The organism is Streptomyces sp. NPDC006552, assembly GCF_040611655.1.
Lineage (GTDB): Bacteria > Actinomycetota > Actinomycetes > Streptomycetales > Streptomycetaceae > Streptomyces.
On the sequence record NZ_JBEXOS010000025.1, the window covers coordinates 49,088 to 74,886 of the forward strand.

Here is a 25,799-nt window from a genome sequence, read left to right on the forward strand (position 1 = left end):
CTCCGCTCCTGGCGTCAGTTGACCTTGATCTCGTTGTAGACGGGGACGCTGAACGGGTTCAGCGCCACGTCGGAGACCTTGTCCGAGTAGCCGGCGCTGCCGTTCTGGTACCAGAGCGGGATGGCCGCCATGTTGTCCCGGACGACCTCCTGGGCCTGCTGGAACGTCTTGACCGCCGTCGACTGGTCCGCCTCGCCGTTCGCCTTGTCGACGAGGGAGTCGAACTTCTTGTTGGACCAGTGGCCGTCGTTGGACGAGGCGTTGGTGTAGTACAGCGGCTGCAGGAAGTTCTGGATGAGCGGGTAGTCCATCTGCCAGCCGGCGCGGAAGGGGCCCGTCATCTTCTTCTGGGTGATCTTGTTGCGGAAGTCGGCGAAGGTGCCGGTGGGGCTGCCGACACAGGCCTTGTCGTTGTCGAGGGCGTTGTTGATGGAGTTGCAGACCGCGTCGACCCACTCCTTGTGGCTGCCGGTGTCGGCGTTGTAGCCGATCTTCACCTGGCCGCCGGGGATACCGCCGCCCTCCTTGACCAGCTTCTTCGCCTCGTCGGGCTTGTAGTCGCAGAACTCTCCGCAGAGCCCGGCCTTGTAGCCGCCGTCCTTGCCGAGGACCGGGGAGGTCCAGTCGGTGGCGGGGGTGCGGGTCTTCTCGAAGATCGACTCGGTGATCTGCTTGCGGTTGATCGCCATGGACAGGCCCTTGCGGACCTTGTCGCTGTCCGCCTTGTTCCAGGCGGAGTCGTAGAACGGGAAGGCGAGGGTCTGGATGATGCCGGCCGGGGTGTTGATGTAGCGGCCGTTCAGGTCGTTCTGCGCGTTGCTGAGCTGCGAGGCGGGCACGTCGTCGACGAGGTCGAGGTTGCCGGCGGTCAGGTCGGTGTAGGCGGTGTTGTTGTCCGTGTAGACCTTGAGGTCCACGCCGCCGTTCTGCGCCTTGTCGCTGCCCGGGTACTTGTCCCACTTGCGCAGGGACATCTGCGAGCCCTTCTGGTACGACTTCACGGTGTACGGGCCGTTGCCGACGGGCTTGCTCACGTACGCGTCGTGGTCGCTGAAGAACATTTTGGGCAGCGGGGCGAAGGCGGCGTAGCCGAGGGTGTCGGGCCAGGTCGAGAACTTCTGGTTCAGCTTGACCGTGAAGGTGCGGTCGCCGGTGACCTTGAGCCCGGACAGCTTGTCGGCGGACTGGCTGCCGGAGTCCGGGTGGACCTTGTCGTAGCCGTCGATCTGGCCGAAGAAGTACGCGTTCTTCTGGTTGTTCTTCAGGCTCGCGCCGTAGTTCCAGGCGTCCACGAAGGACTTCGCGGTGACCTTCTCGCCGTTGGAGAACGTCCAGCCGTCCTTGACGGTGATCGTGAAGTTCGTCTGGTCGGACGTCTCGATCTTCTCCGCCAGCATGTCCTTGGCGGCGCCCGTCTTGGGGTCGTACCGCTTGAGGCCGCGGAAGATCATGTCCAGGACCTTGCCGCCCTGCACCTCGTTGGTGTTCGCCGGCTCCAGCGGGTTCTGCGGGTCGCCCCAGGAGGACCGGACGACACCGGAGCCGTCGCCCCCGCCACCGCCGCCGCCGCTGTCGCCGCCGCCGCAGGCCGTCGCCGTCAGCGCTACGACGGCCGCTGTCGCGGCCCACTTGGCGTGCGTGGCTCCACGCATAGGGTGCCTCCCTCTACCAGTCCCAAGTCACGTACGCCTAAATATCGGGGCGAAGGGAACATGCCGCACGTTGGGGACACCCTTACGAGATTCGGCCGCGGGCGGATGGAGGCGGGTCGCGCAGTTCCCCGCGCCCCTGGGCAGTACTTCGGCCGCGGGTCCGGTGGGGCTTCTCGCGCCGTTCCCCGCGCCCCTAGGCAGTACTTCGACTGCCGGCCGGTGGGGCTTCTCGCGCAGTTCCCCGCGCCCCCGAGATGCGCACTTCGTGCGCCATCTCATCGGGAGCCCCTGAGGGGAGCAGCGGCGAAGCCGCAAGCCCCCTCAGGGGCGCGGGGAACTGCGCGAGCAGCCCCCACCGGCCCGCAGCCGGGGCACGACACGGAAAACACCCGGGCCCGGGCTGGAGGGAAATCCAGCCCGGGCCCGGGTACCGCTCGACCGACGGAGTCAGCTGTCGTCGGACTCCAGCGCCACCAGCGCCGGGTCAAGAACGATGTCCTCCGCCCGCGCCTCGATCGTCGGCTCCTCCGGGAAGTGGCAGGCCGTGAGGTGCCCCGGCTTGCTGCCGGCGATCTGCACCAGCGGCGGCTCCTGCGTGGCGCACTTGTCCTGCGCCTTCCAGCACCGGGTGCGGAAGCGGCAGCCGGACGGCGGCGCGATCGGGGAGGGGACGTCGCCCTCCAGGCGGATCCGCTCCTTCTTCTCCACGTCGAGGTCCGCCTCCGGCACCGCGGACATCAGCGCGTGCGTGTACGGGTGGCGGGGCCGGGCGTAGAGGGAGTCGCGGTCGGCGATCTCCATGATCTTGCCGAGGTACATCACCGCGACGCGCTGCGAGAAGTGCCGCACGATCGCCAGGTCGTGCGCGATGAAGACGAACGCGATGCCCATCTCGCGCTGCACCTTCTGGAGCAGGTTGATGACCTGGGCCTGGATGGAGACGTCGAGCGCCGAGACCGGCTCGTCCGCGACGATCAGCTTCGGCTCCAGGGCCACCGCGCGGGCCACGCCGATGCGCTGGCGCTGGCCGCCGGAGAACTCGTGCGGGAAGCGGTTGTAGTGCTCCGGGTTGAGCCCGACGATCTCCAGCAGCTCCCGCACCCGCGCCTCACGGCCGCCGGGCGGGTTGATGCCGTTGATCTCCATCGGGCCGGAGATGATCGCGCCGACCGTCTGCCGCGGGTTCAGCGAGGCGTACGGGTCCTGGAAGATCATCTGGATCTCGGACCTGATCGGCGCCAGCTGCCTGCGCGTCGCGTGGCTGATGTCCTGGCCGTTGTACGTGACGGTGCCCGCGGTGGGCTCGTACAGGCGGGTCAGCAGGCGGCCCGTCGTCGACTTGCCGCAGCCGGACTCGCCGACGAGGCCGAGGCTCTCGCCCGGGTAGACCTCGAAGTCGACGCCGTCGACGGCCTTGACCGCGCCGACGGTGCGCCGGATCGGGAAGCCGCCCTTGATCGGGAAGTGCTTCTGCAGGCCCTCGACCTTCAGCAGCGGGGCGGTGTCACCGTCGCGCTGGCCGGGGATCGCGTCGGCGACCGCCGTGGTGCTGTTCTTGTTGTCGCTCATGGTTCTGCCCCAGTCGCCGGTCTCTGCTCAGCCCAGCCGGGGCTGAATCGTCTCGATGTACACCTGCTGCTTCTGGTCCGCCGTCAGGTGACAGGCGGCACCCCGCCCGAGGGGAAGCACCGGCCGCTCGCCCGAGCAGCGGTTGCCGGACACCTGGTCGGTGAAGGCGCAGCGCGGGTGGAACGGGCAGCCGGACGGCGGGTTGAGCAGCGAGGGCGGTGAGCCGGGAATCGGCATCAGCGGCTCGTTGACGTCCGAGGTCAGCCGCGGCATCGAGCCCAGCAGGCCCCAGGTGTAAGGGTGTTCGGGCGACTTGAGCACCTCGCGGGTGGAGCCCCGCTCGACCGCGCGGCCCGCGTACATCACGAGGAGGTCGTCGGCCATGTTCGCGACCACGCCCAGGTCGTGCGTGATCATGATGATGGCGGAGCCGAACTCCTGCTGCAGGTCCTTGAGCAGGTCGAGGATCTGCGCCTGGACCGTCACGTCGAGCGCGGTGGTCGGCTCGTCGGCGATGAGCAGCTCGGGGTTGCAGGCCAGCGACATCGCGATCATGGCGCGCTGGCGCATACCGCCGGAGAACTGGTGCGGGAAGTCGTCGACGCGCTGCTTGGGGTGCGGGATGCCGACCTTGCCGAGCATCTCGATGGCCCGGTCGCGCCCCTCCTTCTTGCTAGCGCCGGTGTGCTTGCGGAACGGCTCGGCGATCTGCCGGCCCACCGTGTAGTACGGCGAGAGCGCGGTCAGCGAGTCCTGGAAGATCATCGCCATCTTGTTGCCGCGGAGCTTCTCCAGCTCGGACTCCGTGGCGGTGAGCAGCTCCTGACCGTCCAGAAGGATCTCACCGTCGATGGTGGTGTTCTTCTTGGGGTGCAGCCCCAGCACGGTCAGGTTGGTGACCGACTTGCCGGAGCCCGACTCGCCGACGATGCCGAGCGTCTTGCCGCGCTCCAGATCGAAGGAGAGTCCGTCGACCGCCTTGACGGCGCCGTCCTCGGTGGAGAACTGGACCTTCAGGTCGCGCACCGACAGGAACGCGTCGGAACCGGTAGGAGCCGGAGCGCCTTCGGGCTTGGTGAGTGTGGTCACGGTCGTTCTCCTAGGACAGCCGCACGCGCGGATCGATGACGGCGTACAGGGCGTCCACGATGACATTGAAGATGATGATGAAGGCGGCGCTGACCAGCATGACGCCCATGAGGACCGGGAGGTCCTTGTTGGTCACGGACTCGATGGCCAGGCGGCCGAACCCGGCCAGGTTGAAGGTCAGCTCGGTGACCATGCCGCCGCTGAGCAGGGCGGCGATGTCCATGCCGATGATGGTGATGATCGGGATGAGCGAGCCGCGCCAGGCGTACCGGAAGAAGACGTAGCGGCTGCTCATGCCCTTGGCCTTGGCGGCGCGTACGTGCTCCTCCTGGAGCTGCTCGATCATCGAGGACCGGGCCATGCGCGTGTAGTTGGCCGTGAAGATCGTCGCCATGACGATCCAGGGGATCAGCAGCCCCATGAACCAGGCGCCCGGGTTCTCCGTGAACGGCACGTACTTGGGCCGCTTCAGCCAGCCGGTGCTGTAGACGAAGATGCCCATCACGATCGGGCCGAGCAGGTAGATCTGGAAGGAGCTGGTCACCAGCGAGGCGCCGGAGAAGAGCTTGTCGATCCAGGTGCCGCGGAACTTGGCGGCCAGCAGACCTGCGCCGAGACCGGCGGTGAGGAAGACGACCAGGCCGCCGACGGTCAGCGAGACGGTCAGCGGGAGCCGGTCCATCATCGTGTCCCAGACCATCTGGTTGTTGCGGAACGAGACGCCGAAGCAGGGCGCGTCACAGTGCCCGACGGCGAAGTCCCGGCCCACGAAGATGCCCTTGAGGAAATCCCAGTACTGCACCGGGAGGGGCGAGTCGAGCCCCAGGTTCTTGTGGATGATGTCCAGCGCGTCCGGGGTGCAGTTCTTGCCACACGCGAGCAGCGCCGGGTCCTGTGGGATGGCGAAGTACATGAAGAACGTGAAGGCGCTGATCAGCAGGAGGATGAGTGCTGCGCCAGACGTCCGGCGTATCAGAAATCGAAGCATGGCAGGAAGCTGCTCTCAGGACGGCGGCGGTGGGAGGCCAGGAGAGGGGGGGTGGTCCGGCGGCCCGGTGGTGAGAGCTCCGCCGCGCTCTCACCACCGGGGACTGCCTGGTGCCGACTACTTCTTGAGGTAGATCGCGGTCGGGTCGGTGTAGCTCGTCACCGTCGAGTACCGCAGGCCACCGACGTTGGAGCCGGCGATCTGGAACACCTTGGTGTAGTAGATCGGGGCGGCCGGGTTGATCTCCTTGGAGATGTAGTCCGACAGCTTCGCGTACTCCTTGGCGCGCTCGGCGGCGTCCGCGATGAGCTGGATGCGGGCGATCTCCGAGTTCACGTGCTTGTCGTTCACGTGGGAGTAGTTCGAGCCGCCGTCCTGGATGGCGCTGCCGTCGTAGGACGGCGGGAAGACGGTGTTGCCGTCGGCCCAGTCCTGGCCCCAGCCGGTCATGTAGAGGTCAAGACCGTTCTTGACCTTGCCCATCTGCTCGTACCAGGTCGCGGCGTCGATGTCCTTCTTCTGGATGTCGAGGCCGATCTTCTTCAGGTTGTTGATGATCAGGTTCGCCTGGGTGACGCGGACGTCGGTCTGGGCGTAGCCGTAGGTCAGCTTCATGCCCTTGGCGCCGGCCTCGTCGATGAGCTTCTTCGCCGCGGCGATGTCACCGTTGGGCTTCTTGGCCCGGTTGAACGGGTCGGACGACTTGTCGTAGCCCGGGGTGGCCGGCGAGATGAGCGAGTTGGCCGGGTCACCGCCGTAGGCACCGCCGTCGGCGTGCGCGGCCGCGGTGGCCGGGATCGCCAGGGCGATGGCGTCACGGACCTTCTTGTCCTTGACGCGGTCCATGTTCATGTTCAGCTGCCACACGTACGGGGCGTAGCCCTGGACGGTGCGCTTCATCACGGCCTTGTCGCGCGTGATCTTCTGCAGCTGGGTGGCGTCGATCTGGCCGGAGAACATGATCGCGTTCTTGGCCTCGCCGCGGTCGGCCAGGATCGTCTTGGTCTGGTCGGCCTTGGAGACGTTGTAGTCGATGTTCCAGCCGTCGACGTAGGCGTGGCGGGCCGGGTCGGTCTTCGCGTCCCACTGGTCGTTGCGGACCAGCGAGAGGTTCTTGCCCGGCTTGTACGAGGCGATCTTGTACGGGCCGGTGGCGACCGGGGCCTGGTCGTACTTCTGCTTCGTGTCCGTCTTCTCCGGCACGACGCCGTAGGCGGCCATGGCGAGCGCCTGCGGCACGTCGGTGTGGGGCGCGAGGAAGTGGAAGACGATGGTCTTGTCGTCCGGCGTGGCCAGGACGGAGTCCGGCAGGTGCTTGCCCTTGTAGGGGCCGGCGTACGCCTTGCGGTACTTGGTGCCGGAGCCGGAGAGCCACGTCTGGATGTACGTCGGACCGTCCGTCAGGAACGAGTCGTACAGCCGCTCTATGGTGTGGCGGATGTCGGCCGACGTGATGACGTGGCCGTTCTGGTCCTTGACCCCGTCCTTCAGCTTGAAGGTCCAGGTCTTGCCGCCGTCGGTCATCTTGCCCGGGTCCTCGGCGAGGTCGCCGACGACCGTCTGATTGCCCTTGTCGTCCTCCTTGTACGTGGTCAGGCCACGGTAGAGGAGCTTGGCGAGGTCACCGGCGTCCGAGACGTAGATCTGGCCCGGGTCCAGGTGGGAGAAGTCGGTCTCCTGGTAGACCTGCGCGGTCCCGCCCTTGCGGGCACCCGGGACCTCCTTGGCGGGGCCGACGGAGTCCTGGGCGGTACCCATGACGACCGGCTTGGCCTGGGCCTTCGCGTCCGCCTGGGTCTTGCCGACCGGCTTGTTGTCGCTGCTGCTGCCGCTGCTGCAGCCGGTGAGCGCCAGTGCGCCGACAGCCGCCGCGGCGACCGTTGTCTGCGCCGTGCGCGATCGAAGGATGCTCATGGAGTCGAGTCCACCTGCCTGTGAGTAGTGATCCTTTGGTGCTGCCTGGCGCATCCGGATGTTCCCCCCGGCGCCCGGGTGGCAGCGTCCCCCTGGGTGACGCGGGTCAGCGCGCGGACTTGGGATCGAACGCGTCCCGCACCGAGTCACCGAGAAGGTTGAACGCCACGAAGAAGACGACCATGGCGACACCCGGGAAGTACAAGTAGGTCGGGTCCACCTCGTAGATCCGTGCGGCGGTGGCGAACATCAGGCCCCAGTCGGGAGTGGGGTCCTGGTAGCCGACGCCGACGAAGGAGAGGAAGGCGACCGAGAGGATGGTGCTGGGGAGCAAGTACGTGCCCTGGACGATGATCGGCGTCACCAGGTTGGGCAGCAGTTCCTTGCGGATGATGCGCCACGGGGAGGCGCCGGCGACCTTGGCCGCTTCGACGAACTCCCGGTCGCGCAGCGAGAGCGTCACGGCGCGCACCAGACGGGACAGGCTCATCCAGGTGAGCATCCACATGATGCCGGTGATGGCGAAGAACCGGACGGAGACCGGGGTCTCCTCGTCCGGCGCCACGAAGACCGTGACGATGACGGGCATGGCCGCGACCATGAACAGCTGGTTGGGCAGCGCCATCATGAAGTCGGTGAGCCGGCCCAGCCAGTAGTCGATCTTCCCGCCGAAGTACCCGGCGGCCAGACCGATCACGACGCCGAGGAGCACCATGCCGATGGTGGCGCACAGGGCCGTGTACAGCGACGTGCGCATGCCGTACAGCAGGTACGAGAAGACGTCCCGGCCGTAGTTCGGGTCGATGCCGAACCAGTGCTCGGGCGACATACCGCCGTTGGGCCCGGCCGGCAGGTTGAACTCGTTGAGCAGCGTGGGGTCGTCCTGGCCGTAGAAGGTGTACGGGTCCTTGCCGTACAGCTTCGAGATGACCGGGGCGAGCGCGGCTATCAGGAAGAACAGCACCACGATGACGGCGGAGACGACACCCGTCTTGTCGCGCTTGAAGCGGCGCCACATCAGCTGTCCGGGGCTGCGCCCCGCCAGCTTCTTGGGCGCCGTCGCGTCGCCCTGGGGCGCGCTGTCCTTGTCCAAGGCGGAAGAGGTCTGGGCGCCCTCAATCTCGATTGGACTCGTCATGATTCGTCCATTTCACAGGTGTTGGAGGTCGTCGGCCGGGTAACCGGGGAGCGACGGCCTTCGCACGGCGTACGTCATTCGAAGCGCGCGAGGGGGGAACGGCGACTGGGGGACTGGGGTGAACCCACCCCTGAGGAACCCTGGACCGTGACCGGCGGCTGGCCGGCCCCGGGCCGAGCCGTCAAGAGCGTTCGCGACGCTGGATCGTTACCTCGTCCACCAGGACGGGACGGGACGTGCCCGCGGGACCTACACCTGCCATCGGGGACGACGCGACCCATATGGCGCTTGTGGCACCTCGCATGGGTTCCTCCTCATGAGTCCACTTTGTTCACTACAAGTGAGGGCACAAGTCACCCGGCCGACACCCCTGACGGCGAAGGTTTGAAATGCCCCAGTGTGCTCGCGAGTCGGCGCTCCCCACAGCGCGTGACCCATTGACCCGAGCTCTACGCCGTCAACTATTAGCCACGACGCCTCCGGCGACCACACCCTTTTGGTCTCGGTTCGATCACACCTGATGCGTACATTGCCCAAAATCCGGACAAACGGATCCGAGATAGAGGGCCACGAAACGGACGTGTTACATATCTATCGACCACAGGTGCCCGAATATCGGACACCGGGGTGGACTTAATCACTTGCGTCCGGACGGATTTTGACCCGTTGTTGGGGGAGGTCCGGCGTCCGCCGTTGTCAATCCGCGTAGACACCGGCAGATTAGCCGCAACACGAAGCGCCCGGCACCCCCTCGGGGGGACCGGGCGCTCGCGTCAACTACCGGCGTGTCAGCCGTGCTTGGCGCGCGAGGCGGAGCGGCCGCGCTCCTTCTGGTCCAGGACGACCTTGCGGATGCGCACGGCCTCCGGGGTCACCTCGACGCACTCGTCGTCGCGGCAGAACTCCAGGGACTGCTCCAGGGAGAGCTTGCGCGGCGGCACGATCGCCTCGAAGGAGTCGGCGGAGGCGGAGCGCATGTTGGTGAGCTTCTTCTCCTTGGTGATGTTCACGTCCATGTCGTCGGCGCGCGAGTTCTCGCCGACGATCATGCCCTCGTACACCTCGGTGCCGGGCTCGGTGAAGAGCACGCCGCGCTCCTGGAGGTTCGTCATGGCGAACCCGGTGACGGCGCCGGCGCGGTCCGCGACGAGCGAGCCGTTGTTGCGGGTCTTCAGCTCGCCGAACCAGGGCTCGTGGCCCTCGTGGATGGAGTGGGCGATGCCGGTGCCGCGGGTGCTCGTCAGGAACTCCGTACGGAAGCCGATGAGGCCGCGCGAGGGCACCACGAACTCCATGCGGACCCAGCCGGAGCCGTGGTTCGACATGTTGTCCATACGGCCCTTGCGGACGCCCATGAGCTGCGTGACGGCGCCCATGTGCTCCTCGGGCACGTCGACCGTGAGGCGCTCGACGGGCTCGTGCGTCTTGCCGTCGACCTCCTTGGTGACGACCTGCGGCTTGCCGATGGTCAGCTCGAAGCCCTCGCGGCGCATCTGCTCGACCAGGATGGCCAGCGCCAGCTCACCGCGGCCCTGCACCTCCCAGGCGTCGGGGCGCTCGGTGTCCAGGACGCGCAGCGAGACGTTACCGATCAGCTCGCGGTCCAGGCGGTCCTTGACCTGGCGGGCGGTGACCTTGCGGTCCTTGACCGCGGACTTCGCCTGCGCGCCCTTGCCGGTGCCGCCCCGGCCGACCAGCGGCGAGGTGTTGGTGCCGATGGTCATGGAGATGGCGGGCTGGTCGACCGTGATCAGCGGCAGCGCCACCGGGTTCTCCGGGTCGGCCAGCGTCTCGCCGATCATGATGTCGGGGATACCGGCGACGGCGCAGATGTCACCGGGGCCGGCGACCTCGGCGGGCTTGCGGGTGAGCGCCTCGGTCATGAGCAGCTCGGTGATGCGCACGTTCGAGATCGTGCCGTCGCGCTTGATCCAGGCGACGGTCTGGCCCTTGCGCAGCTCGCCCTGCTCGACACGGAGGAGCGCGATGCGGCCGAGGAAGTTGTCGGCGTCCAGGTTGGTCACGTGCGCCTGGAGGGGGGCCGACTCGTCGAACGTCGGGGCCGGGACGTGCTCCAGGATCGTGGAGAAGAACGGCTCCAGGCTGGTGGAGTCGGCCGGGACCGTGCCGTTCTCCGGCTTGGTCAGCGACGCGATGCCGTCACGGCCGCACGCGTAGACGATCGGGAACTCGATCTGCTCCTCGTCCGCGTCCAGGTCGAGGAAGAGGTCGTACGTCTCGTTGACGACCTCGTCGATCCGCGAGTCGGGGCGGTCCGTCTTGTTGATGCACAGGATGACGGGCAGGCGCTGCTGGAGCGCCTTGCGCAGCACGAAGCGGGTCTGCGGGAGCGGGCCCTCGGAGGCGTCCACGAGCAGGACCACCGCGTCGACCATCGACAGACCGCGCTCGACCTCGCCACCGAAGTCGGCGTGGCCCGGGGTGTCGATGATGTTGATCGTGATGACGTCGCCGCCATCCTTCGGGTGGTACTTCACCGCCGTGTTCTTGGCGAGGATCGTGATGCCCTTCTCACGCTCCAGGTCATTCGAGTCCATCATGCGATCGTCGAGGGACTCGGCGGCGTGCGCGGCGAACGAGCCGGCCTGCTTGAGCATGGCGTCGACGATGGTCGTCTTGCCGTGGTCGACGTGGGCGACGATAGCGACGTTTCGGATGTCGTGGCGCGTGGCCATATTGCGGCGTACTCCCGGAATAGGTGACGGCTGCGCGTACATCAGTGATACGCGCGCCCTGCCGGGCTGGACACGCCACGGCCTCACCCCATGGTACGTGGCTTGACGGGTGAGGACGCTTCCGGCCCTGGAGGGGAGGGCCGAAGGCACCGGTGGAACGGAGGAAACCGCAGGTCAATGGGTGATACGAACCTTGCCCGCAGGGTGGTCCCGCGGGCAAGGGAGTTGAGCACGATCTGAGCTTGGAGGAGGGGGGCGGGTCAGTTCTTCGCGGGCCCCGCGGCCGGCTCCGGCCCCTTCTTCAGGTACCCGATGTCCTCGTAGCGCGGCTCCTGGAAACCGAACGCGCCGGCGTTGGCGAGGCTCGCGCGGGCCGCCACCAGCTGCGGGCGCTGATAGAGAGGAATCGATCCTGCTGCGGCCCAGATCTGGGCGTCGGCCTGCCGGACCAGGTTCCGCTCCTCGTCGGCGTCCAGCTCGCCGATGGCCTGGTCGAAGAGCTGGTCGATGTGGTCGGTGCCGACCCGCGTGTAGTTCTGCTCGACGGTGAGCGAGCCGTCGGCGGCCGGGACCGGCTTGGCGTAGATCGGCCGGGCGTCGGTGGCCGGGTAGGCGGAGGCGGGCCAGGAGTAGAGCGCGAGGTCGTACTCGCCGGACGCGATGTGGTCCTTGAAGTAGTTCTCGTCCCCGACCTTCGTGATGTCCGTGCGCACCCCGATCGTGCCCAGCATCTGCGTGATCCGGTCCGCGACGGCGCGCAGCTGCTCCGCGCCCTCGCCCGAGGGGAGCACGAAGCGCAGCGTCAGCGGCTTGCCGTCCTTGGCCAGCGGGCCCGCGGCGGCGCCGCCCGGAGCGGCGGTGCCCTTCGGCGCGTACGCGCCGGACGCCGCGTGTTCGCTGCTGGTGTGCTTCTTCTTCTCCCCATCGGCCGCGCGCAGCTTCACGGCGTGGGCCTGGTGCAGGAGCGCGGCGTGCTGGGCGGCGGCGACCGGCCCCGGGCCGAGCAGCGGTGCGTGGCCGGCGGGCTTGCCGTCGTCGCCCTCGCCGCGGGAGTCCGTGGTGTCCTCGGCCTTGCCCCCCGCCGTCCTCGGCTTCTCCTTCTTCTCCTCCGCCGCGCCGCCGGGGACCCAGCCCGCCTCGGCGAGCAGCGCCTGTGCCTCGGCGGTGTCCTGGTCGCCGAGCGCGCTGCTGTTGTCGGAGTAGTCGGCCTGGCCGGCCAGGGCGAGGTGGTTGCCGACCGTGTGCACCGGCAGTCCGAGCGGCTTCAGCGCCACCTCGGCGAGCTGGGTGCGGTCCAGGGCGCGGGCCACGGCGCGGCGCACGCGCTCGTCGGCGAGCGGTCCCTCGGCGCCGTTCAGGGCGAGCTGGGTGAAGGCGGGTTCGAGCGACTTGCGGACCCGGAAGCCGTTCAGGTCCGCCTGCTCCTTGGCGTACTTCTTGACGGCCTTGCGGGTCTTCGCGCGGGCGGCCAGCTCCGCGTCCGCCGCCTCCGCGTCCTCGCCGTGCGCGATCGCCCAGGACCGCAGCGCCTGGGCGGGGGTGCGCGCGGAGCCCGGGCCGTGCGCGAGCGGGCCCGGGGCGCCCTTGTCGCGGGCGGCGTGGGCGATGCGCTCGGCGCCGCCCGCGTCGACGTCCGCCAGGTCGAGCCGGCCGGCGGCGAGGGCCGTGGCGCGCTTGGCGCGGGGCACCGCGGTGAGGACGAGCTTGTCGAGCTTGCTGGGCTGTCCCCACCAGTGCGGATTGCGCTCCAGGGTGACCTTCTCGGCGTCCCGGTCGACCGAGCCCACGTCGAAGGGGCCCGCGGTGACCTTCAGCTTGCGGCGGGCGCCCTCGTTGAAGCTGGCCGGCGTCCCCGTGACGTCCTTGGGGTACAGCGGCGAGAACAGGGCGCGCCAGTCCGCGTACGGCTTGGAGAAGGTGACCCGCACCTCCAGGTCGTCGGCGCCGCGCTCGATCTTCTCGATGCGGTCGTACCCGGCGTTGTGCGCGGTCCAGAACGCGCTGTCCTTGCCGGACAGGGCGCGCCACTGCGCGGCGAAGTCGGGGGCGCCGATCTCGCGGCCGTCGCTCCACACCGCCTTCTGGTCGAGCTTGTACTGCACGACCTGCTTCGGCTCGGTCTCGATGACCTCGGCCTTCTCCAGGTAGTCGGCGTCGAGCTGCGGCCGGCCCTGCGCGTCGAGCCGGAACATCGACGGCAGGACGGCGCCGGCGATCCGGGAGGTGGCGGCGTCCGCGTCGGCCTGGAAGGAGTTCAGCGTCTTGGGCATGGCGTCGATCGCCCAGCGCAGGCTGCCGCCGTCCCTGATCTGGTCGCGGGCGGCGGGCGCGATGTCCTGGCGGGCGGTGGGGGCCCCGGCCTCGTCGTCGGAGCCGCACCCCGCGAGGGCGGTCACGGCGAGCGCGCCGCTCACGAGGAACGCGGCCGAGCGGATGGCTGCGCCTGGGCGCCTGGGTCGGTGATGCATCTCGGCGTCTACCTCCGGTGCGGGCCGGTTGATCACGTTTGGCGGTATATGTGGTTGATCACATCTATCGGGTCACTGAAGTGGATGGGGGGCGCCGGGGCGGGCGACACGGCGTGGACCGACCGCAACCCCACCCGTGCGGCTCAATCCGGGGCCGGGGTGAGGGTCCTGGGGGGTGTGTTCGCGGGTGCGGGTTCGGTGGGGGCTGGTCGCGCAGTTCCCCGCGCCCCCGGAGGTGTGCACTGCGTGCGCTACCTCCAGGGGAGGCTGCGGCGAGGCCGCATGCCTCGGGGGCGGGGAACCGCCCCGCACAATCCGTCCGCGGCCTTCACAAACGGTGATGTGACGCGCGACACTCGCAGGCGCATGAGCATCTCCGCCGCACCAGCGGAAGCGAGGCACGTCATGTCCCTGACCGACGAACTGACGACCATCCAGCGCTGCGTCGACGATCTCGCCCGCGCCGTCGCCCGCCTCACGTCCCACCCCGACGGCCCGGACCTGCGCCGGGTCCGCGCCGACACCGAGCACCTGCGCGAGAGCGTGGCCCTGCTGCGCGCCTCGGCCCTGGCGGACCCGGAGAGCACGCGGCGCCCGCAGAGCCTCGTAGCGATCTCCGACACCCCGTACGACAGCGCCCTGTGGACCGATTCGGACGACGAGGGGCTCGGCGCCCGCAACCGGCACGCCCCCTGACCGCTCCACCCCGTCCCTTCGAGCGGAGGCTTCCTTGGCCACCGGCACGGAACCCAGCACCGACCCCCGTCCCCCGAGCGGCACCGGCGTCCGCGGCCGGACCCGTGCCGCGATCGCCGCGCCGCACCTGCGCACGGACCGCTGGTGGCTGGCCCCGGCCGCGACCGCGGCCGGTCTGTTCGCCTTCGTCGTCTACTCGACATGGCGGGCCTTCGCCGACGCGGACTACTACGCGGCGCCCTACGTCTCGCCGTTCTACTCGCCGTGCGTCGCCAAGAACTGCGCGCCGATGCGGCACGGCCCCAACTGGGAGCTGTTCGGCGGCTGGTGGGGCCTGTCCCCCGCCCTGCTCATCCTCGTCTTCCCGCTCGGCTTCCGGCTGACCTGCTACTACTACCGCAAGGCCTACTACCGCGGCTTCTGGGCGTCGCCGCCGGCCTGCGCGGTGGCCGAGCCGCACAAGAAGTACAGCGGCGAGACCCGCTTCCCGCTCGTCCTCCAGAACATCCACCGGTACTTCTTCTACGCGGCCGTGCTCGTCGCCTGCATCCTCACCTACGACACCGTGCTCGCCTTCCGCGACGAGCACTACGCGTGGGGCCACATGGGCCTGGGCACCCTGGTGTTCCTGCTGAACATCGTGCTGATCTGGGCGTACACGCTCTCCTGCCACTCCTGCCGGCACATCGTCGGCGGACGCCTCAGACACTTCTCGAAGCACCCCGTGCGCTACCGGCTGTGGGGGTGGGTCAGCAAGCTGAACGCCCGTCACATGCAGCTGGCCTGGGCCTCCTTGCTCAGCGTCGCGTTCGCCGACTGCTACGTGTACCTGGTCGCGTCCGGTGTCTTCGACGATCCGCGGTTCTTCTGATGGTGGGGGCGAGACGATGAGCGTGGTGGAGCCGCAGCGGTGGGACGTGGTCGTGGTGGGCGCCGGCGGCGCCGGGCTGCGGGCCGCGATCGAGGCGCGGGAGCGGGGCGCGCGGACCGCGGTGATCTGCAAGTCCCTCTTCGGCAAGGCCCACACGGTGATGGCCGAGGGCGGTATCGCGGCCGCCATGGGCAACGTCAACTCCGGCGACAACTGGCAGGTCCACTTCCGCGACACCCTGCGCGGCGGAAAGTTCCTCAACCAGTGGCGGATGGCGGAGCTGCACGCGCGGGAGGCCCCCGACCGGGTCTGGGAGCTGGAGACCTGGGGCGCGCTCTTCGACCGCACCGGCGACGGCCGGATCTCCCAGCGCAACTTCGGCGGCCACGAGTACCCCCGCCTCGCCCACGTCGGCGACCGCACCGGCCTGGAGCTGATCCGCACCCTCCAGCAGAAGATCGTCCAGCTCCAGCAGCAGGACAAGGCGGAGTTCGGGGATTACGAGGCACGTCTGAAGGTCTTTCAGGAGTGCACCGTGACACGGGTGTTGAAGGATGCGCCCGGCGCCGGTACTGAGGCCGGAAAGGTCGCCGGCGTCTTCTGCTACGAGCGCGAGAGCGGCCGCTTCTTCGTGCTGGAGGCGCCCAGCGTGGTCCTCGCCACCGGCGGCATCGGCAAGTCCTTCAAGGTGACGTCGAACTCCTGGGAGTACACCGGGGACGGCCACGCCCTCGCCCTCCTCGCGGGCGCGCCGCTGCTGAACATGGAGTTCGTCCAGTTCCACCCCACCGGGATGGTCTGGCCGCCCTCGGTCAAGGGCATCCTCGTCACCGAGTCGGTCCGCGGCGACGGCGGCGTCCTGCGCAACTCCGAGGGCAAGCGCTTCATGTTCGACTACGTCCCGGACGTCTTCAAGGAGAAGTACGCCGAGTCCGAGGCGGAGGGCGACCGCTGGTACGAGGACCCGGACCGCAACCGGCGCCCGCCCGAGCTGCTCCCCCGCGACGAGGTGGCCCGCGCCATCAACGCGGAGGTCAAGGCGGGCCGCGGCTCCCCGCACGGCGGCGTCTTCCTCGACGTCTCCACCCGGATGCCGGCCGAGGTCATCCGGCGCCGGCTGCCCTCGATGTACCACCAGTTCAAAGAACTGGCTGACGTCGACATCACCGCGGAGGCGATGGAGGTCGGGCCGACCTGCCACTACGTGATGGGCGGCATCGCCGTCGACTCCGACACGGCCGCCGCCCGCGGCGTCCCCGGGCTCTACGCGGCCGGGGAGGTGGCCGGCGGCATGCACGGCTCGAACCGGCTCGGCGGGAACTCCCTCTCCGACCTGCTCGTCTTCGGCCGCCGCGCCGGTCTGCACGCGGCCGCGTACGCGCAGGGCCTGGACGCGCGCCCCGTCGTCGACGAACTCCAGCTGGACGCGGCCGCCGCCGAAGCCCTGCGCCCCTTCTCCGCCGAGGGCCACGAGGAGGGCACCATCCCCGAGAACCCGTACACGCTGCACCAGGAGCTCCAGCAGACGATGAACGACCTCGTCGGCATCATCCGCCGCGCGCCCGAGATGGAGCAGGCCCTGCGCGCTCTCGCCGCGCTGCGGGTGCGGGCGCGCCGGGCCGGGGTCGAGGGGCACCGGCAGTTCAACCCCGGCTGGCACCTCGCCCTCGACCTGCGCAACATGCTGCTGGTCAGCGAGTGCGTCGCGCGGGCCGCCCTGGAGCGCACGGAGTCGCGCGGCGGCCACACCCGCGAGGACCACCCGGCGATGGAGCGGGAGTGGCGGCCGGTCAACCTGCTGTGCCGGCTCCGCGACCCGAGCGGAGGACTCGCCGCCACCGATCCGGTGCGCGGGCAGATCAGCCTCGTCCGGGAGGCCACCGAACCGATCCGCCCCGACCTGCTGGCCCTCTTCGAGAAGGAGGAGCTGGTCAAGTACCTGGCCGAAGGGGAGCTGTACGAGTGAGCGCGTATGAGGCCCGCTTCAAGGTGTGGCGCGGAGATACCGGGGGCGGCGGCCTGGCGGACTTCGCCGTCGAGGTGAACGACGGGGAGGTCGTCCTCGACATCATCCACCGGCTCCAGGCGACGCAGGCGCCCGATCTGGCGGTGCGCTGGAACTGCAAGGCCGGCAAGTGCGGTTCGTGCTCCGCCGAGATCAACGGCCGGCCCCGGCTGATGTGCATGACGCGGATGTCGGTCTTCGGACGGGACGACGTGATCACGGTGACGCCGTTGCGCGCGTTCCCGGTGATCCGGGACCTGGTGACCGACGTCGGCTTCAACTACGCGAAGGCGCGCGAGGTCCCGGCGTTCGTGCCGCCGGCCGGGGTCGGGCCCGGTGAGTACCGGATGACCCAGGAGGACGTCGACCGCCCGCAGGAGTTCCGCAAGTGCATCGAGTGCTTCCTCTGCCAGGACACCTGCCACGTGGTGCGCGACCACGAGGAGAACAAGCCGGCCTTCGCCGGGCCGCGCTTCTTGATGCGCGTCGCCGAGCTGGACATGCACCCGCTGGACGAGGCCGCGGCGAGCGGGCTCGACCGCAAGCGGACCGCGCAGGACGAGCACGGGCTCGGCTACTGCAACATCACGAAGTGCTGTACGGAGGTCTGCCCCGAGGGCATCAAGATCACGGACAACGCGCTGATCCCGTTGAAGGAGCGGGCCGCCGACCGTAAGTACGACCCGGTGGTGTGGCTCGGGAACAAGATCCGGCGGCGGTCCTCCCCCTGAGAGCGGGCGGCGGGGGCGCGGTCAGAAGAGGCTGAGCAGCGCCTCCGTCGGGTCGACCAGGCCCGTCCCCCCGTTCGGCAGGGCGAGTTCGAACCAGACCGTCTTGCCCCGCGGGGTGCGGCGCGAGCCCCAGGCCGCGCTGAGCAGGCCGACCAGTTGTAGCCCCCGGCCGCCCTCGTCGGTGTCGCGGGCGCGGCGGCGGCGCGGCTGCACGAGCCCCGCGTCCCACACCTCGCAGACCAGGGTGCGGTCGAGCAGCAGCCGGAGCCTGATGTCGCCCTCGCCGTAGCGCAGGGCGTTGGTGACCAGCTCGCTGACGAGCAGCTCGGTGGTGTCGGCGAGGGGCCCGAGCTCCCAGGCGGTCAGCTGTTCGCGGGCCAGCTCCCGGGCCCGGCCGACGGACTTGGGTTCGCGCGGCAGGGTCCAGTCGCCCACGTTCTCGCTGGGGAGGCCCTCGACGCGGGCCAGGAGCAGGGCGATGTCGTCCTCGCCGTGGTGGGTGTCGAGGGTGGTCAGGACGTGGTCGCAGACGTCCTCCAGGGAATCGGAGGGGGTCCGGGCGTAGCCCGGTCGTTGAGGGGTGGCGGCCGGGCGACGGGTGGGCGGGTCGTCGAGCACGGCGCGGAACGCGGAGAGCCCCTCGTCCAGCGGGTGGTCGCGGGACTCGACGAGCCCGTCGGTGTAAAGGCCGAGGAGCGAGCCCTCCGGCAGCTCGACCTCCACCTCCTCGAAGGGTTCGCCGCCGACGCCGAGCGGCATCCCGGGCGGCACGTCGAGCATGAGGGCGCCGTCGCCGGGTTCGACGAGCACGGGCGGCAGGTGGCCGGCGTTGGCGAAGGTGCAGCGGCGGGTGACGGCGTCGTAGACCGCGTAGACGCAGGTGGCGAGGTAGACCTCGGAGAGGTCGGCGTCGGAGGGCTTGCTGCGGGCCGAGCGCGTCGCCTGCTGGACGCCGCCGGGGGTGCCGAGGCCGCGGGCGATCTCGTCCAGCGCGCTGAGCACCTCGGCCGGTTCGAGGTCGAGCAGGGCCAGCGTGCGCACGGCGGTGCGCAGTTCGCCCATGGCCACGGCGGCGCGCAGGCCGCGCCCCATGACGTCGCCGATGACCAGCGCGGTGCGGTGACCCGGCAGTTCGATGACGTCGAACCAGTCGCCGCCCACCTCCGTCGCCGCGTTCCCCGGGAGGTAACGGCAGGCGATGTCGAGACCGGACGCCTCGGGGTTGTCGGGCGGCAGGAGGGAGCGCTGCAGGATCAGGGCGCGCTCGTGCTCGCGGCGGTACAGGCGCGCGTTGTCGATACAGACCGCGGCGCGCGCGGCCAGCTCCACGGCGAGTGCGCGGTCCCGGTCGTTGAAGGGTTCGCTGCCCTTGGTCCGGGAGAACTGCACGAGCCCGACGACGGTGTCGTGGGCGACCATGGGCACCGCGAGGGTGGACTGGACGAGGCCGCCCGGCTCGGCGGGCAGCAGCTGGGGCCGCGCGGTGCGCAGGGCGTCCGCGCAGGCCGAGTTGAACGGGAAGCGGTGCACGGCGCCGACGCTGACCGGGGCCTCGCCGCCGAGGGTCAGGAAGGGCACGTCCGCGACGGCGCTGGCGGCGGCGACCCGGCGCAGCTCGGCGCTGCCGTCGGCCAGGCTGTGGCTGCCGAGCGCGGCCTCGTCGCCCGCGAGCAGCCCCTGGTACAGGTCGACGGAGGCCAGGTCGCAGAAGCCGGGGACGACCACGTCGAGGAGTTCGCGGGAGGTCGTCTCCAGGTCGAGCGAGTTGCCGATGCGGGCACCCGCCTCGTTCAGCAGGGCGAGGTTGCGGCGGGCGTGCGCGGCCTCGCGGGCGGCGGCGTGGCGCCGGGTGACGTCGGTGGAGAGCCCGGCGATGCCGATGGGCCGGCCCGAACCGCTGTGCACGCGGTAGAGGTTGATGGACCAGTGGCGGCGCTCGGACGAGTCCGGGACGGTCCCCACCAGCTGCATGTCGGTGACGGACTCGCCGGTCTCCAGGACCCGGCGCAGCGCGCCCTGCACCCGGTCGGCCTCGTGCCGTGGCAGGTAGTCGTGGACGGTGCGGCCGCGGTGGTCGTCGGTCTTGCCGCCGAAGACCGCGGTGAAGGTGCGGTTGGTCCTGCGCACCTTGAGATCCGTGTCGAACAGCAGGAAGCCGAACGGAGATTGGCCGAAAATCGCCTGCGAGGCGGCGAGATCCGTCTCGATGCGGCGCAGGGTCCGCACGTCCACGACGATGCAGACGGCGGCGCGCTCACCGGACTCGGTGGTGGTCGGCATCACGTAGACCTCGGCGCGGCCGGTGGGCCGGTCCGCCGACGCCTCGGCGCCCTCCGTGCCCTCAGGGGGTGGCATCCGGAACGGGACGCTGCCCGTCCACTCCCGGCCGTCCAGGATCTCCGCCATCTTGCGGTGGCTGCGCTCGCGGAGGTCCGCGGGGACGAACGCCTCGATGGGGTCCCGGCCCACGGCGTCCTCGGCCGTGACGCCGAAGACCTGCGCGGCCCGCAGGCTCCACTGGTCGATCAGGCCGTCGGGCCCGATGGAGAAGGAGGCGACCTTGATGTAGTCGTAGATCGAACCGGGCGGGCTCGACTGCCAGCCGTCGGGGGCGGCTGCCCCGCCGCCGTCCCGCGGCGCACGGTCCGCATCCCGCGCCGACGCCGTGTCCGGGTGCCCCTCGGACATGTTGGCCTTCGCTGGTATCTCGCTCACGCGAACCGTCCCCTCCAGCTCACCACGTCCGGCACCGGTCACCGGGGCGGCTGCCCGCAGTATCCAGCACTACGGAGCCGCGCAACACGGTGTTCACGATCACACCACGCTCCCGACCCTTTTTGGCCCGTCGGGACCGACTGTTTCCGTACCCAGGGTGGAGGTGCGCCCACACACGACGCCCCGCACCCACTCATCTGATCTTCGTCTGACTTCGTCTAACCGGGCAGGGCCAGCTCGAACCACACCGTTTTGCCACCCGTCCGGGGGTCGCCCGGCCTGGTTCCCCAGCGCCGGGACGCCCCGGCGACCAGTTGGAGGCCCCGGCCGCCCTCGTCGTCGGCGGTGGCGGTGCGGGCGCGGGGCGGGTCGGGCAGCGGGTCGGAGACCTCCACGAGGAGCGTGCCCCGGGCGTCGTGCGGCGTGCCGGGGCGGAAGAGGCGCACTCCGATCGGGCCGGCGGCGTGCCGCAGCGCGTTGGTGACCAACTCGCTGACCAGCAGGGTCGTGATGTCGCCGAGTTCGTCGAGGTCCCAGGCGGCGAGCTGGGCCCGGACCGCCGAGCGGGCCCTGCGGACCGCTGTCGGGTCGGCGGGGAAGGCCCACTCGGCGTAGTCACCTTCGGTGTGGAGCACGCCGATCACTTCCCTGGCCCGCGTAGCACTCTGTCCGGTTTCAGAGGGTTAATCGGCATATACCCGGGTGGGGCGTTCCGCTATCGCGTCCAGGGGAGTGTGGTGGTACGGACGGCGTACGGGTGGAATGCCACCGGCGCACGCCACGACGGCCCGCGCGCCGGTCCGGGTCAGGGCCGGCCCTGGCGGAGCACCTCGCGCACGGCGGGCACGTCCTGATCCAGCCAGTCGACCGACCAGACCTCGTCCGGCGTCAGCCAGCGCAGGTCGTCGTGGTCCTGGAGCGGGGCCGGGGTGCCGGAGCGCAACCGGGTGCGCCAGACCTGAAGGACGTAGCCGGGTTTCAGGGGCCACTCGCCCGGCAGCCGGTCGACGGGTTCGGCCGCGACGCCCAGTTCTTCACGCAGCTCGCGCGCCAGGGCGTGCTCGGGGCGCTCGCCTGGCTCCACTTTGCCGCCGGGCAGTTCCCAGCGGCCCGCGAGTTCGACCGGGGCGCTGCGGCGCGCGGCCAGGAGACGGCCCGCACGGTCGTAGAGGGCGGCGGCGACCACCACGGTCGGCTCTTTCGGAGAAGGTGCAGTGGGCATGGGCCGGAGCCTACGGCTCCGTCAGCGCGCCGTGCCGTTCTGCTCCGGGCCCGGCTTGCGCGCACCGAGGCGCTCGACGCAGTAGAGCTGCTGGTGCTCATGGTCGCCGAGGCTGTCGGCGGTGCGCTGGGCTTCGGCCCTGGTCGCGAACCTTCCGACTCGGTAGCGGTTCCCGTTGTCATCCTCCCGGATGACCAGCCACGGAAGAGTGGTCGTGCCGTCATTCATCGCGCCCCTCCACTCCCCGACTCCAGCCCGCATGCCCGCCCCCTGGGACGCCTGAGGAAACCGCACTCCGCATATGCCCGAGCCTACGCCTGACCTTCACGGAGCGGATACGGATTGGCACAAAGAGGTACGCAATGAGCCATCACAAGCGCCCGCGCGGCCACGCCGGAGGGGCGCATCCGTTTCGATGCGCCCCTCTGGTCCCGGCGGGCTCGGGCGGGACGGCGCGGCTTCGGCGCGACCGGGGGGGTGGTCGGTGCCGTCGGCCCCGGTCCGGACGGGCCGGCCTTCGCCACCAGGGCCGGTCAGCGGGGCCGGCGGTACCTGCTCTTCGTGGTGCAGGCGACGGCCACGTTCGTGCCGCCGGGCAGTTCGGCGAGCGCGTCGCGACGTGGGCGGTCCGCGCTGCGGGGGCGAGGAGTACTCCCCCGGGCCGGCCGACGGCGCCGAGGGCGACCCGGCCGGGACCCGGGGCGAGAACGGCCGGATTTGACCGTTTCCTGCTTGGCTTTGGCTTGGGCGGTATGGACTGGGGTGGGGGCGTGGCAGGGCGGGGCGCGGTGGGGGCGGAACGGTGCTCGGCTCGGGGCGGGGTGCGGGGTGCAAGCGGGAGCGGGTCTGAAGCGGGGCCCGGCCGGAAGGGGGGACCGGCCCAGCGGCGGGGCGGGGTCTGAACGGCGCTCGGCTGCGGAGGCGGGGCGCGGGGCGGCAGTGGGTGATCGGCAGGGCGGGGCGGGGGTCCGGAACGGCGCCCGACCCTCGCGGCGGGTCCGGGGCGGGAGGAGGGCCCGGCCGGACGCGGAGCGCGGGGCGGCAGCGGGTGGTCAGCGGGGCGCGGCGCGGCGGAGTCCGAACGGCACTCGGCTCGGAGGAGGGTGCGGTGTGGGGGCGGGGCCCCGCCGGAGGCGCGCCCATTCCGGAGGCGGAGCGCGGGGCGGCTGTGGGTGAGCGGCAGGGGGCGGGGGGGCCGGAACGGCGCTCGGCCTGGAGGCGCGGGGTGTGCCCCGGGGGGCCTGGTGCGGGGCCCAGGCGGGACAAGGCCCGGAAGCGGGGCCGGCCCGAAAACGGAGGGGCGGCCCGGCAACGGGGGCGGACCGGAGGCGCGGGGTGTGGCCCGGGGGCCGGGTGCGGCGCCCAGGCGGGACACGGCCCGGAAGCGGGGCCGGCCCGGAGGCAACGCCCGGCCCGAAAACGGAGGGGCGGCCCGGCAACGGGGGCGGACCGGAGGCGGTGCCGGGCCCGAAGCGGGGCCCGGGCCGCAAGCGGAGCCCGAGTTGCAAGCGGGGCCCGACCCGGTAGCGGCGCCCGACCCGAAAGCGGCGCCAGGCCCCCGGAGGCGGAGCCCCGGGCTTACTTCACCGGTAGGTGATACGCGATGCGGTAGCGATCCGCCGGCACCACGATGTCCGCCGTCTCCACCGGCCGGCCCGAGGCGAAGAACGTCCGGTGGATGACGAGGACGACATGGCCCGGCACACCGCCGAGTGCGCTCAACTCCTCGGCGAGGCCGGGGCGGGCGGCGACCTCCTCCGTCACGTTGTCCACGATCACGTCGATCGCCGCCATGCGCTCGACGACGCCGCAGCCGCCCAGCGGCCCTTCCTCGGGCAGCATCACCGGCGTGCGGCCCGTGACGGCCAGCGGCTCCCACGACGTCGCCAGCATCACCGTCTCGCCCGCGTCCCGGTACACATACCGCGTACACATCACGCGGTCACCGGCCCGGACGCCGAGCCGCTCGGCGACGTCCGCGTCCGCGTCGACCTGCTCGCTGCGCGACTCCCAGGTGCCGCGCGCGGCGGGATCGGCCTGCTCCTGCCGGAACGGGGTGGAGCCGCTGCCCGCCCGGTACCCGGACCGGGCCACGCGCCGCGGCACCGGCCGCTCCCGCACATACGTGCCCGAACCGGAACGCCCCTCGACGAGCCCCTCGGCCATGAGGACCTTGCGCGCCTCCAGGGCGACCGTGTCCGAGACCCCGTACTCCTCGCGGATCCGGGCCTGGGAGGGGAGGCGGGTGAGCGGCGGCAGTGAGCCGTTGACGATCTTCCTGCGCAGATCTCCCGCAACGCGCAAGTACGCCGGCTGCTCACCGAATGTCACTGGTTCTTCCCCTCGCCTCTCCGTCAGATCGACAGACAGCAACAGCCTGACAACCGTAGGTTGAGACGTGCAAGCAAAGGCCAGGGAATCACTCGAAGTGATGACATGCAGCCTTCGCAGGCTTTACGCAGCAACTTTCTTTCGGTAGTGCAGTTTTCATACATCCTCGCTGTAATCAACTGTGCGAACGGGACCGCCCGCAAACATCTCGACAGCGCCCCCGCCCTCAGACCGCCTCCGGATCGGCCAGGCCAGTCTTCAGACCGGCGCCACAGAGAGGCACGACGGCGGCGCGCCCGTTCAGGACGGCACCGAGGGGGCCTCCCTCGCGGGTCGCGGCCCAGCAGGCGACGCCGGTCGACTCCACGAACAGCCCGCGCGAGGCCAGATCGAGCTGGGCATGCCGGATCTGATCCTCGGTCACCGTGTGGAAGGCCCCGCCGGACTCCCGTACGGCCCGCAGGATCTGCCGGGCCCGGGGCGGCCGCGCGATGGCGATGCCCTCGGCGAACGTCGGCTCGCCGGCCACCGCCTCCCCGGTCAGGTCGTCCGCGCCGGCCCGCCAGGCGGCGGCGAGCGGGGCGACGTTCGCGGCCTGTACGGCGTGCAGCGCGGGCCGCCGGTCGATCAGCCCCGCGGTATGGAGTTCGGCGACGGCGAGAGCGGCACCGAGGAGCAGGGTTCCGTTGCCGACCGGCAGCACCAGGACGTCGGGGAGGCGCCCGCCTAGGTCCTCCCAGAGTTCGTGCACGTAGGTCTTGGTGCCGTGCAGGAAGTACGGGTTGTAGACGTGGCTCGCGTAGAAGACGCCCGCTTCGTCCGCCGCCTCGCGCGCCGCCCGCGCGGTCGCCTCGCGGTCCCCGGCGACCACCTCGAGCCGCGCCCCGTGCGCCCCGATCTGCTCCATTTTCTTGGCCGACGTGCCCTCGGGAACGTACACGGAACAGGGCAGCCGGGCCCGCGCGCAGTACGCCGCGACGGCCGTCCCGGCGTTGCCGCTGCTGTCGGCGACCACCCGCTCCGGACCCAGCCGGGTGGCGAGCGCGGCGAGCATGACGGCTCCGCGGTCCTTGAACGACAGGGTCGGCATGAGGAAATCGAGCTTGGCCGACACGGTGTCCGTCAGCCCCACCACGGGCGTCCGCCCTTCCCCCAGGCTGCATTCGGCTACGGGGATCGGCAGGCATTCCGCGTAACGCCACAACGAATTGACCCGCCCGGCAAGAGATTTGAGCGGCGCGGGGGTCGGCGAGTAGTCCAGATCGAGCGGCCCGCGACAGGCCGGGCAGCACCAGTCGAGCGATCCGGAGGGAACGCGGGTTCCGTCGAGGGGGCAGTAACAGCCGGGAAGGACAGTCATGGCAGCACCCTAGGCAGCTCGGCCATGCGGGAGCGTACGGCGGGGGGTTGTCAGGGCTTTCGGTTCGGTCGAGGTTGCCGGGACTGCCGGGGGTTGTCAGGGGCGGTCGGGCCGGCCCGACTTGCCGGGCCAACCGAGCCTGCCGGGCCAGCCGGGGCGACCGGGGCGACCGGGGCGGTCGAGCCTGCCGGGCCTGGCCCGCCGCCCAACCGGCGTGGCCGGGGCGGTCGATCCCGCCGAGTCTGCCGCCCAACCGAAGTGACCGAGGTGGTCGAGCTTGCCGGGCCAACCGGGGCGACCGGGGCGACCGGGCCAACCGGGGCGACCGGGGCGGTCAAGCCTGCCGGGCCTGCC

18 protein-coding genes are annotated in these 25,799 nt (G+C 70.6%); 4 read left to right on the forward strand and 14 right to left on the reverse strand.

Annotation, left to right across the window (positions count from 1 at the left end):
* Nucleotides 1–14: 14 nt before the first annotated feature.
* From ABZY33_RS16830 to ABZY33_RS16865, 8 genes are all read right to left on the reverse strand, one after another.
* Complete coding sequence (locus ABZY33_RS16830) at nucleotides 15–1,652, reverse strand: ABC transporter substrate-binding protein (protein WP_356492327.1); 1,638 nt, start codon at nucleotides 1,650–1,652, stop codon at nucleotides 15–17.
* A gap of 447 nt (nucleotides 1,653–2,099) precedes the next feature.
* Entirely contained in the window at nucleotides 2,100–3,221 is a 1,122-nt protein-coding gene (locus tag ABZY33_RS16835) for a dipeptide ABC transporter ATP-binding protein (RefSeq protein WP_356492328.1), read from the reverse strand.
* A 27-nt stretch (nucleotides 3,222–3,248) separates the two neighbouring features.
* Nucleotides 3,249–4,310, reverse strand: coding sequence for an ABC transporter ATP-binding protein (locus ABZY33_RS16840; RefSeq protein WP_356492329.1), 1,062 nt, complete (start codon nucleotides 4,308–4,310; stop codon nucleotides 3,249–3,251).
* Between the two features lie 10 nt (nucleotides 4,311–4,320).
* Nucleotides 4,321–5,298, reverse strand: coding sequence for an ABC transporter permease (locus ABZY33_RS16845; protein WP_356492330.1), 978 nt, complete (start codon nucleotides 5,296–5,298; stop codon nucleotides 4,321–4,323).
* Between the two features lie 117 nt (nucleotides 5,299–5,415).
* A complete protein-coding gene (locus tag ABZY33_RS16850; RefSeq protein ID WP_356492331.1) occupies nucleotides 5,416–7,212 on the reverse strand; it encodes an ABC transporter substrate-binding protein in 1,797 nt (598 codons plus the stop codon).
* 106 nt (nucleotides 7,213–7,318) lie between these two features.
* Nucleotides 7,319–8,350, reverse strand: coding sequence for an ABC transporter permease (locus tag ABZY33_RS16855; protein WP_356492332.1), 1,032 nt, complete (start codon nucleotides 8,348–8,350; stop codon nucleotides 7,319–7,321).
* Between the two features lie 788 nt (nucleotides 8,351–9,138).
* Nucleotides 9,139–11,046, reverse strand: coding sequence for a translational GTPase TypA (typA, locus tag ABZY33_RS16860; protein ID WP_356492333.1), 1,908 nt, complete (start codon nucleotides 11,044–11,046; stop codon nucleotides 9,139–9,141).
* A 260-nt stretch (nucleotides 11,047–11,306) separates the two neighbouring features.
* The gene (locus tag ABZY33_RS16865; RefSeq protein ID WP_356492334.1) at nucleotides 11,307–13,514 is read right to left on the reverse strand and encodes an ABC transporter family substrate-binding protein; all 2,208 of its coding nucleotides are present in this window, start codon (nucleotides 13,512–13,514) and stop codon (nucleotides 11,307–11,309) included.
* 405 nt (nucleotides 13,515–13,919) lie between these two features.
* Here ABZY33_RS16865 and ABZY33_RS16870 point away from each other — a divergent pair, with 405 nt between their 5' ends.
* The 4 genes from ABZY33_RS16870 to ABZY33_RS16885 are packed head-to-tail and all read left to right on the forward strand — an operon-like array spanning nucleotide 13,920 to nucleotide 17,817.
* A complete protein-coding gene (locus ABZY33_RS16870) occupies nucleotides 13,920–14,210 on the forward strand; it encodes a hypothetical protein (RefSeq protein WP_356492365.1) in 291 nt (96 codons plus the stop codon).
* Between the two features lie 34 nt (nucleotides 14,211–14,244).
* Nucleotides 14,245–15,081, forward strand: coding sequence for a hypothetical protein (locus ABZY33_RS16875; protein ID WP_356492335.1), 837 nt, complete (start codon nucleotides 14,245–14,247; stop codon nucleotides 15,079–15,081).
* A 16-nt stretch (nucleotides 15,082–15,097) separates the two neighbouring features.
* Nucleotides 15,098–17,047, forward strand: coding sequence for a fumarate reductase/succinate dehydrogenase flavoprotein subunit (locus ABZY33_RS16880; protein ID WP_356492336.1), 1,950 nt, complete (start codon nucleotides 15,098–15,100; stop codon nucleotides 17,045–17,047).
* Complete coding sequence (locus tag ABZY33_RS16885; RefSeq protein WP_356492337.1) at nucleotides 17,044–17,817, forward strand: succinate dehydrogenase/fumarate reductase iron-sulfur subunit; 774 nt, start codon at nucleotides 17,044–17,046, stop codon at nucleotides 17,815–17,817. Before ABZY33_RS16880 ends, ABZY33_RS16885 begins: the two co-directional genes overlap by 4 nt.
* A 21-nt stretch (nucleotides 17,818–17,838) precedes the next feature.
* Here the strand turns inward: ABZY33_RS16885 and ABZY33_RS16890 are convergent, their stop codons facing one another.
* From ABZY33_RS16890 to ABZY33_RS16915, 6 genes are all read right to left on the reverse strand, one after another.
* Nucleotides 17,839–20,532 carry a SpoIIE family protein phosphatase gene (locus ABZY33_RS16890; RefSeq protein ID WP_356492338.1) on the reverse strand — a complete coding sequence of 898 codons (2,694 nt, stop codon included), beginning with the start codon at nucleotides 20,530–20,532 and terminating at the stop codon, nucleotides 17,839–17,841.
* Between the two features lie 218 nt (nucleotides 20,533–20,750).
* A complete protein-coding gene (locus ABZY33_RS16895) occupies nucleotides 20,751–21,167 on the reverse strand; it encodes an ATP-binding protein (protein ID WP_356492339.1) in 417 nt (138 codons plus the stop codon).
* Nucleotides 21,168–21,337: 170 nt separating this feature from the next.
* The gene (locus ABZY33_RS16900) at nucleotides 21,338–21,754 is read right to left on the reverse strand and encodes a (deoxy)nucleoside triphosphate pyrophosphohydrolase (RefSeq protein ID WP_356492340.1); all 417 of its coding nucleotides are present in this window, start codon (nucleotides 21,752–21,754) and stop codon (nucleotides 21,338–21,340) included.
* A 21-nt stretch (nucleotides 21,755–21,775) separates the two neighbouring features.
* A complete protein-coding gene (locus ABZY33_RS16905; RefSeq protein ID WP_356492341.1) occupies nucleotides 21,776–21,982 on the reverse strand; it encodes an SPOR domain-containing protein in 207 nt (68 codons plus the stop codon).
* 1,350 nt (nucleotides 21,983–23,332) lie between these two features.
* Nucleotides 23,333–24,085, reverse strand: coding sequence for a GntR family transcriptional regulator (locus ABZY33_RS16910; RefSeq protein WP_356492342.1), 753 nt, complete (start codon nucleotides 24,083–24,085; stop codon nucleotides 23,333–23,335).
* A gap of 226 nt (nucleotides 24,086–24,311) precedes the next feature.
* Complete coding sequence (locus ABZY33_RS16915) at nucleotides 24,312–25,445, reverse strand: pyridoxal-phosphate dependent enzyme (protein WP_356492343.1); 1,134 nt, start codon at nucleotides 25,443–25,445, stop codon at nucleotides 24,312–24,314.
* Between the last annotated feature and the right edge of the window lie 354 nt (nucleotides 25,446–25,799).